Annotated in this window: 9 protein-coding genes; 3 read left to right on the top strand and 6 right to left on the bottom strand. The window is 37.6% G+C overall.

Annotation, left to right across the window (positions count from 1 at the left end; genetic code table 11):
- Nucleotides 1–282 precede the first annotated feature (282 nt).
- Nucleotides 283–1,164 carry a nucleotidyltransferase-like protein gene (locus tag ACHABU_RS17900; RefSeq protein WP_435766332.1) on the bottom strand — a complete coding sequence of 294 codons (882 nt, stop codon included), beginning with the start codon at nt 1,162–1,164 and terminating at the stop codon, nt 283–285.
- 124 nt (nt 1,165–1,288) lie between these two features.
- Here ACHABU_RS17900 and ACHABU_RS17895 point away from each other — a divergent pair, with 124 nt between their 5' ends.
- Both ACHABU_RS17895 and pabB read left to right on the top strand, forming a co-directional pair.
- Nucleotides 1,289–1,672, top strand: coding sequence for a YgzB family protein (locus tag ACHABU_RS17895; RefSeq protein WP_435766327.1), 384 nt, complete (start codon nt 1,289–1,291; stop codon nt 1,670–1,672).
- A gap of 83 nt (nt 1,673–1,755) precedes the next feature.
- Nucleotides 1,756–3,495, top strand: coding sequence for an aminodeoxychorismate synthase component I (gene pabB, locus ACHABU_RS17890; RefSeq protein ID WP_435766326.1), 1,740 nt, complete (start codon nt 1,756–1,758; stop codon nt 3,493–3,495).
- Nucleotides 3,496–3,554: 59 nt separating this feature from the next.
- Here the strand turns inward: pabB and perR are convergent, their stop codons facing one another.
- The 5 genes from perR to ACHABU_RS17865 form a co-directional block, all read right to left on the bottom strand.
- Entirely contained in the window at nt 3,555–4,040 is a 486-nt protein-coding gene (gene perR / locus ACHABU_RS17885) for a peroxide-responsive transcriptional repressor PerR (protein WP_435766331.1), read from the bottom strand.
- Between the two features lie 93 nt (nt 4,041–4,133).
- A complete protein-coding gene (locus ACHABU_RS17880) occupies nt 4,134–4,691 on the bottom strand; it encodes a cob(I)yrinic acid a,c-diamide adenosyltransferase (protein WP_435766325.1) in 558 nt (185 codons plus the stop codon).
- 1 nt (nt 4,692) lies between these two features.
- Nucleotides 4,693–5,640 (bottom strand): D-2-hydroxyacid dehydrogenase, encoded by a 948-nt coding sequence (locus ACHABU_RS17875; protein WP_435766324.1) that lies wholly within the window; start codon nt 5,638–5,640, stop codon nt 4,693–4,695.
- Between the two features lie 163 nt (nt 5,641–5,803).
- Complete coding sequence (bcp, locus tag ACHABU_RS17870; protein ID WP_435766323.1) at nt 5,804–6,271, bottom strand: thioredoxin-dependent thiol peroxidase; 468 nt, start codon at nt 6,269–6,271, stop codon at nt 5,804–5,806.
- A 58-nt stretch (nt 6,272–6,329) separates the two neighbouring features.
- Nucleotides 6,330–6,764 carry an ion channel gene (locus tag ACHABU_RS17865; protein WP_435766322.1) on the bottom strand — a complete coding sequence of 145 codons (435 nt, stop codon included), beginning with the start codon at nt 6,762–6,764 and terminating at the stop codon, nt 6,330–6,332.
- 186 nt (nt 6,765–6,950) lie between these two features.
- Between ACHABU_RS17865 and ACHABU_RS17860 the strand changes: the two genes are divergently transcribed.
- Nucleotides 6,951–8,246, top strand: coding sequence for a glutamate-1-semialdehyde 2,1-aminomutase (locus tag ACHABU_RS17860; protein WP_435766321.1), 1,296 nt, complete (start codon nt 6,951–6,953; stop codon nt 8,244–8,246).
- Nucleotides 8,247–8,483 lie beyond the last annotated feature (237 nt).

The following is an 8,483-nucleotide window of genomic DNA, read 5'->3' as shown; positions in this document are numbered from 1 at the left end:
TGTAAGTCGCATCCTTTAGCGGCGACTTCTCTACTATAACATAATCACTGATTTGATGTCAACGATTATTTTTTAATTTTTTGTCGCTATTCCGTGTGGAAATTGGCAACGGATATAACCTTACCATGGTTACTTATTAAAGTCAACGATTATTTTACAATACGTTTTCAGTTCCTTTACAAAAGCCTAGAGTGCATTTCTACAAGTATCTTTTGCTAGCCTTACTGTGATTCATGCACCCAGGACTCTTTAGCAGTTCAGACTATTCTATTCAATCTATCCTTAACTGTTACCCATTTTATTTAAGGTGTATTTTCTATGGAATACGCCAACACCTTTTGTTTCCTCCAGAAATACCGAAATGATGCTCTTCTCAACGAGATAGGAAAGAATGGCACTCAAATCATAGGTGTAAAGTTGAACATTAGGCAGATTCTTAATATCTGTGTAAGACCAAGGAGAATCCTTTGTCTCCATCATATCCAATAGATGCTTAGCAGATGCCTTTGCTCTATTGTTAATAACAAAATCCATGGCAATGATCATTAATTCAATCTTTTGCTTCACTTCTTCATTACTATCAATGAATACTTCATATAACTTATATACTTCTAGATCAATATTTTTTACTTGTGTCCAGACAGTTACTTCCGGATAATATCCCTTTTCGATTACCGAAAGTCTTGCTAGATAATGAAGTGAGTCTAAGATTTTACTATGCGCGTCTTTAAGTTCTCCTGATTCATATAGAGATTTTGCTTCACTATAAGACTTTATAAGTTTACCAAAATTAATTGCCTTTCTTACATCCCGTTTTTCAAGGGGGAAATCCCGAAGATGTTCTTTTAAATCATGAATGTATTCATTACGATCAAACACGGTTTTTCCAGAAATGACCCATTCAACCGCTCTTCGATATCCACTTGTTTCAATCCACCCCAATAAAGTATCTTCCCTCACAATATGTATTGCTGCCGTTTTATCTGTTACTTCATAGTGTTTTACATACCAGGAATGTTCATAGTCCTTAACTATAATAAGCAGTATGACATCGAAATCATCTGTAATCGGGCTTTCAAACTGTGTCTTTTCTATTATTAAAATACCCAATGTGCTGGGATTACTCGCGTGTTCTTGATATATTGGTCTCAGGAAATTTTCCATCATTCATTTCCTCCATTCTTCTATTACTATAATAGTTCGTTACATTTAAGTGAAATCCTTTATTGAACTTCAAAATATTTATAAATATATGCTATACTACAAATGTAAATTAAGGGGGAACAACATGGCTCAACAATTGGTTTATTCAAGTAAAATAAATAAAATAAGATCATTTGCTTTAATTTTGGTTTTCGGTGGAATTTTATTAATGTATGCAGGGATATTAACTAAGGGCATCGAATGGCTGATGGTAATCTTCTTCTTATTAGGTGTAATAATGGTATTTTTAAGCTGTGCTGTGTACGTTTGGATTGGTACTTTGTCGTTAAGGGCGGTTCCCGTCGTATGTCCAAGCTGTGAAAAGCCAACTAAAATGCTCGGGCGCGTTGATGCTTGTATGCACTGCAAACAACCATTGACAATGGATCGGAATTTGGAAGGCGAAGCATTTGATGAAAAATACAATAAACGTAAATATGCAAAAGTAAATAAAAACAACAATAAGTAATGCTAAATCCGTCGATACCGACGGATTTTTTTAAAAATGATTATAGAAATTCCTATATACCTGCAAGAAAGGAAGAACGTTGGATGATACCACTGCTGCATTTTGATTTTATTAACGAAGATGGGAAAAATAATCCATTATTATTTAAACATCCCATCAAAGTCATTTCCACCTCTTCAATAGAAGAAGTAATTCCTTTACTGGAACAAATTGAGATAGAAACCAATAACGGGTATTATGCTGCTGGTTATATCTCCTATGAAGCTTCACCTGCTTTTGACAAAGCCTATAAGGTACATCCCAATTCAGAAATGCCTCTCCTCTGGTTTGGGATTTTTGATAAACCTGAACAGACGCTTCTTCAAAGCTTTGAAGACTTTTCCACCTCGAAGTGGAAAGCCCAAACAAACGTAAATGAATATAACCAACGTATTAATCAAATCAAAAATTATATTGAGCAGGGTATTACATATCAAGCTAATTATACAATTCGAATGCAATCAGAATTCACTGGGAACCCGGTCTCTTATTACAATCGATTAGCACAAGCTCAGGCAGCTAATTACAGTGCCTATTTAAATATAGGAGACTACTCCATCATTTCAGCCTCACCCGAATTATTTTTTCATTTAAAAGAAGGTAAGATTACGACAAAGCCAATGAAAGGCACCATCGGCCGAGGAAAGAATCAACAAGAAGATAAATCTAACTTCAACTGGTTGTACCAATCTGAAAAAAACCGCGCCGAAAATGTGATGATCGTTGATTTATTACGGAATGATCTTGGAATGATCGCAAAACAAGGGAGTGTGGAGGTACCCAGTTTATATTCAATAGAAGAATATCCAACTGTCTTCCAAATGACTTCAACTGTTACGGGGGAAATTCGCAATGATAAAACGATTTCTGATATTTTTAAAGCACTATTTCCGTGTGGTTCTATTACTGGTGCACCTAAAATAAGTACAATGGATATTATTCATAACCTGGAGAGCAGTCCAAGAGAAGTTTACTGTGGCGCCATTGGTTATATAACCCCTGACAAAGAGGCGATTTTTAATGTGCCGATTCGCACAGTAATCATGGATAACAAAAACGGAAGTGCTCATTATGGTGTAGGTGGCGGTATTACCTGGGATTCTACCGAAAAAGAAGAATATAATGAAGTCCTCCTTAAAGCAAAGGTATTGGATGTTGAACCGCTCGAATTTGATTTACTGGAATCCCTTGGACTCGAAGACGGATCCTATCTTGTTTTAGACAATCATTTAAACAGGCTACACCGGACAGCACAACATTTTAACTATCAATTGGATACAATTACTGTCAAACAAAAATTGCATGCGTATGCAGCACAACACGCAGAAGGAAATTGGAAGGTTCGATTACTTTTAAGTCGAAAAGGTGATCTCTATATAGAAGGTAGTGAAATTAAACCATTTGTGGAACCTGTTCAAATCGAATTGGCAACGATACCTATATCGAAAGAAAATGTATTCCTCCATTACAAAACAACAAACCGGGGAATCTATGAAAATATATTAAAACAGCATCCAACTGCTTTTGATGTTCTGTTATGGAATGACGAAAAGGAAATTACTGAATTTACCACAGGAAATGTAGTCGTAGAGATAAATGACACACTATATACTCCTTCCTTGGACTCCGGTCTCTTAGCAGGCACATACAGGGAAGATTTACTGCAAAAAGGTATCATTTCAGAAAGAAAAATAGCAATCGAAGAGCTTTCAACATTTTCAAGGATCTGGTTGATCAACAGTGTCAGGAAGTGGGTACCGGTAATATTTAAGAAAAATCATTAAAAAAACCAAATGCTTTGATAGCATTTGGTTTTTTACTTATTTTTAGTGTTTCTGTGTTGTTAGTGTTTCTGTGCTGGCAGTTTCTGACATCCATCACATTTACCGTATACTTCTAGACGGTGATGACTCACATCAAATCCTGTGACCTGCTCCGCAAGCGATTCTACTTCATCAAGTGATGGATAATGAAAATCAACTATCTTTCCACATGAATCACAAATAATATGATAGTGATCAGACGTGTTACAGTCAAACCGACTTGACGAATCGCCATAAGTCAATTCCCGAACTAGCCCAATCTCCTTTAATACGCGCAGGTTATTATATACAGTTGCTACACTCATATTTGGAAATTTTCCTTCCAACGCTTTATATATTTCATCAGCTGTAGGATGGACCATTGCATTAAGCAGGTATTCAAGAACTGCGTGACGTTGTGGTGTGATACGGACGCCTGAGTCCTTCAATGTATCAATCGCTTCCCGTAATCGTTCTTCAGACACCGTCAACCACCTCTCTTTCAAATATATTCCGTTTAATAACATTATTAGATTATAATCTTTATAATTAGTGTACCTGTCTTCATAGCCTTCTGTCAATAAGAGTATATTATTCACCGAAAATTAAATTACCATTATTTAAATGTCAACTTTTAACGTTAACTCTTCTACGCCGACTTTTTTATTAACATATCTGGCTGCTACAAATAAGAAATCAGATAAGCGATTCAAATAAGATAAAACAAGGTCGTTCTCCAATTCATCACCCAACCCTACAGCCATTCGCTCTGCCCTTCTTACAACTGTTCTTGCATGATGCAGGGCACCTGAGGTACTGTGACCGGAAGGCAGTATAAAGTTCTTTAATGGTTCCAAATGTTGGTCCCATTCATCAATCTGCTTTTCCATTTCTTTTATATGAGCTTCTTTCAACTTCCACGTAACTTCCTTATCTTTTGGAGTGGAAAGTTCCGACCCGACATGAAAAAGAATGGTTTGAACACGGTGCATCTGCTCAAGAAAGTCATCTTTTCCATCCCAATCTTCTTTATCCAAAAAACCGAGTGCCAAACCAATAACAGAATTAGCTTCATCGCAAGTCCCATAAGCTTCTACACGTAAATGATTTTTAGGAACACGTTTCCCATAAACCAATGATGTTTGACCTTTGTCGCCTGAACGAGTATAGATGCGCATATTAATACCCCCTGGAAAGATTTATTTTATTGATATAGTTGTCTTTTTGTTCCATGTAATTTTCTAGATTAGCTGTAAAGATTTCCATCGCTCTTTTCACATAATCTGGAGATAAACCAGAAATATGTGGTGTGATCGTAATGTTCTCTTCGCTCCAAAATGGATGATCCTCAGGCAATGGCTCTTCTTCAAACACATCCAATACAGCATGAGCAATATCGCCATGTTGAACTGCCTCTAAGATGGTTCCCGTTTTTACTGCATCGCCGCGTCCCATATTCAGAAAAACACTATGTTCAGGCATGGAATGAAAATGTTCTTCTTTAAAAAAGTCTTTTGTCTCTTCTGTACTCGGCAGAACAGAGACAATAAAATCTGCTTGAACCAGAACTTTTTTCAATTTATCATTCGTATGATTTTCATCAAAGAATTCTACCTTCTTTCCACTTCTTGATATGCCAATCGTCTCCATCCGAAACGCTTTGGCAAGACGTGCTACTTCTTGTCCAATAGCACCCGTACCAGCAATAACGATTGTCTTCCCGGTAATTTCGTTAACCTTTATCGATTTATCCCACTTTTTCTCTGTTTCGTTCTTCATTAAAAATTTTTCCTGACGATATACTTGTAACAGCATAGATATAGCATATTCAGCCATTTGCACTTTATGTATTCCCCTGGCGTTTGTAACCACAATTCCCTTTTCCTCTAAAAATTGACATGGTAAATCGTCTACTCCTGCAGACAGTACCATGACCCACTTTAGACTAGCAGCGTTTTTTAGTAATTCCTCCGTTAAATCACTTCCATAAGTTACGAGAACTTCTGCCTCTGTTATGTGATTGTATGTTTCCTCCTTACTTTCCGAATAAACAAATTCAAGTGATTGGAAAGTCGCTTCCAGCTTATCTTTATGTTTTCTTGAAACCTTAGCAGTAAATAAAATCATTGCCGTTCCCTCCCCTATTCTTCTATCTTATATAGTAAACGTTTTCTCACTAACTGAAAAGTATGAACAATTGTACGTTTGTGTTTTCTTTTTCACGTGAAGTATCTTTATCATTTCCGAAGCTATTAAAAAACAGCCCTGAAATGGACTGTTCTAATTTAAACTATACGTTTTCCTTTATAAATGTCAGTGCTTCTTCCACATGCCCATCTACTTTAACTTTTCGATATTCTTTTTGTAGTTTTCCCTCTTTATCGAGAATAAACGTGGAGCGTTCGATTCCATAATATTCTTTACCAAAATTATTTTTCAATTTCCATACATCAAAGTTCTCTGCTACCTTATGTTCTTCATCAGCCAAGAGCATAAACGGCAACTCATGTTTATCAATGAATTTCTGGTGACTTTTCACTGGGTCAGGGCTTATTCCGATGATCACCGCATCCAGTTCAGCAAAGCTCTCATGTTGATCACGAAAATCACAAGCCTCTGTTGTGCATCCCGGCGTCATATCTTTTGGATAGAAATACAAAACAACATGTTTTCCTTCAAAATCAGATAAGCTAATCTCTTCCCCTGAATGATTCTGTAATGTGAAGTCTTCTACTTTTTTACCAATTTCAACTGTCATATGATTCCCCTCCATAAATAACGTATTAGCTTTACTATATCATATAGAAGAAACAGAATCATTTTTCCCTGCTTCTCCCACTAAATTGCACCATCTTCAATACAAATGCAGCAGGCAGGATGTACCCAATTAATGCTTCTGTTAAAGCAATAAACCTGCCAATTCCAACCGGAGTTATATCACCATATCCAATCGTAAGCATCGTGACACCACTGAAATAAACCGAATGTATAATCGAACCAAGTATACTTACCTGGCGCAACTCCCCATTCTCCACAAGTATAATTCCTTGAAAGGAGAGGATAAAATAAATCAGTCCATATCCAAACATCACAATAATATAAATAACCAATAACGATACAAACACTTCTGTTGAAAAATGATTATCCCATGTTTTAATCATTACATGTCGTTTTTTACCGAGGATAAAATCATATAAACTCTTTATGACTACAAAACAAACTGCAAGAAACAATAGCCAAGGTATTATCATTTTAGAAGGCCCCTCTTTTTATATCCTTTATATAATATATGTATGCAAAATATCCGTCTGCTTGTCTCTTAAAATTAAAAATATGCGAAGGATGTCATAATCAATATCCATGTATTCCTTAGGTAATTTTGTTATATTAGTAAATGTTACATGTTATGCATGGACATTTAAGGGAGGAAAATATAGATGAATCATACAAAATCAGAGGAACTACATACAGAAGCATTGGAACATATTGTTGGTGGTGTCAATTCACCTTCACGTTCCTTTAAAGCTGTAGGTGGGGGTTCACCAGTATACATGGAACGTGGCCAAGGTCCCTATTTCTGGGATGTTGATGGGAATAAATATATCGATTATCTTGCAGCGTACGGTCCCATTATCACAGGACATGCTCATCCACATATTGCAAAGGCAATTGCACATGCCGCAACTACTGGCGTCTTATACGGAACTCCAACTAATTTGGAAAATCAATTTGCTAAAATGCTTAAAGAAGCGATTCCTTCACTTGAAAGAGTACGATTTAACAATTCAGGTACAGAAGCCGTTATGACAACGATTCGGGTTGCAAGAGCCTATACGGGGCGAGATAAGATTATTAAATTTGCAGGTTGTTATCATGGTCATTTTGATGCTGTGTTAGTTCAGGCTGGTTCAGGCCCTGCCACATTGGGTACCCCAGATTCTGCAGGAGTTCCTAAATCGACTGCGGCGGATGTTATTACGGTTCCATTTAATGACCTTAAAGCTTATAAAGAAGCTTTGACCAAATGGGGCGATCAAATCGCAGCTGTATTAGTAGAACCGATAGTTGGAAACTTTGGGATTGTTGAGCCGCACGAAGGTTTCCTTCAAGAAATCAATGATTTAACCCATGAAGCAGGTGCTCTCGTCATTTACGACGAAGTAATTACAGCATTTCGATTTACTTATGGCAGTGCACAGCAGCTTTATGGTGTAGAACCGGATATGACAGCGATGGGTAAAATAATCGGTGGCGGTCTACCAATTGGCGCTTATGGTGGACGAAAAGATATTATGGAACAAGTTGCACCGCTTGGACCTGCCTATCAAGCTGGAACAATGGCTGGAAACCCGGCATCCATGGCATCTGGAATTGCCTGTCTGGAAGTATTAAAACAAGACGGCGTTTATGAAAAACTCGATCAGCTTGGGGAAAAGTTGGAAATTGGTATTCTTGCAAAAGCGGAAGAATTTGGAATTGCGATTACCGTAAACCGTTTACGCGGGGCACTTACCGTTTATTTCGGTGACGAACATATAACGAATTATGCGCAAGCAGAAGCAACGGATGGCGAGAAATTTGGTACGTTTTTCAAATTAATGCTGGAGCAAGGGATTAACCTAGCACCATCTAAATACGAAGCATGGTTCCTAACAACCGAACATAAAGATTCAGATATAGAGGAAACAATTGACGCTGTAGGCAAAGCCTTTAAACTAATGGCAGGTAAATAAAGACGTAATGTTTGTTGCACTTCAGTCATCGCAGAGTTGAGATAAAATGCGAAGTAACTGCTATCTCGCCGTCCGGGATCGCTCTGGGCGGATGCTTTCCGCGGGCACGGCCTCAGCCTCCTCGAGAAACCCACTCTGCGGGGTCTTCGGACACGTGCTTTTCCCGCAGGAGTCACCGCCCGCCGCTCACCCGGACTGGTAAGGCTGTATGACGATATTTTAGCTCCCCCCCGTTAA

The sequence above is a fragment of the Oceanobacillus sp. CF4.6 genome (assembly GCF_051262635.1).
Taxonomy (GTDB): Bacteria; Bacillota; Bacilli; order Bacillales; family Amphibacillaceae; genus Oceanobacillus.
Note: the sequence above shows the minus strand (reverse complement) of the source record. Positions and strands in the feature narration are given on the sequence as shown.

Coding starts and splice junctions, on each gene's coding strand:
- ACHABU_RS17900 (WP_435766332.1), bottom strand. CDS start 1,164: ATGGAAAATTTCCTGAGACCAATATATCAAGAACACGCGAGTAATCCC.
- ACHABU_RS17895 (WP_435766327.1), top strand. CDS start 1,289: ATGGCTCAACAATTGGTTTATTCAAGTAAAATAAATAAAATAAGATCA.
- pabB (WP_435766326.1), top strand. CDS start 1,756: ATGATACCACTGCTGCATTTTGATTTTATTAACGAAGATGGGAAAAAT.
- perR (WP_435766331.1), bottom strand. CDS start 4,040: ATGTTATTAAACGGAATATATTTGAAAGAGAGGTGGTTGACGGTGTCT.
- ACHABU_RS17880 (WP_435766325.1), bottom strand. CDS start 4,691: ATGCGCATCTATACTCGTTCAGGCGACAAAGGTCAAACATCATTGGTT.
- ACHABU_RS17875 (WP_435766324.1), bottom strand. CDS start 5,640: ATGATTTTATTTACTGCTAAGGTTTCAAGAAAACATAAAGATAAGCTG.
- bcp (WP_435766323.1), bottom strand. CDS start 6,271: ATGACAGTTGAAATTGGTAAAAAAGTAGAAGACTTCACATTACAGAAT.
- ACHABU_RS17865 (WP_435766322.1), bottom strand. CDS start 6,764: ATGATAATACCTTGGCTATTGTTTCTTGCAGTTTGTTTTGTAGTCATA.
- ACHABU_RS17860 (WP_435766321.1), top strand. CDS start 6,951: ATGAATCATACAAAATCAGAGGAACTACATACAGAAGCATTGGAACAT.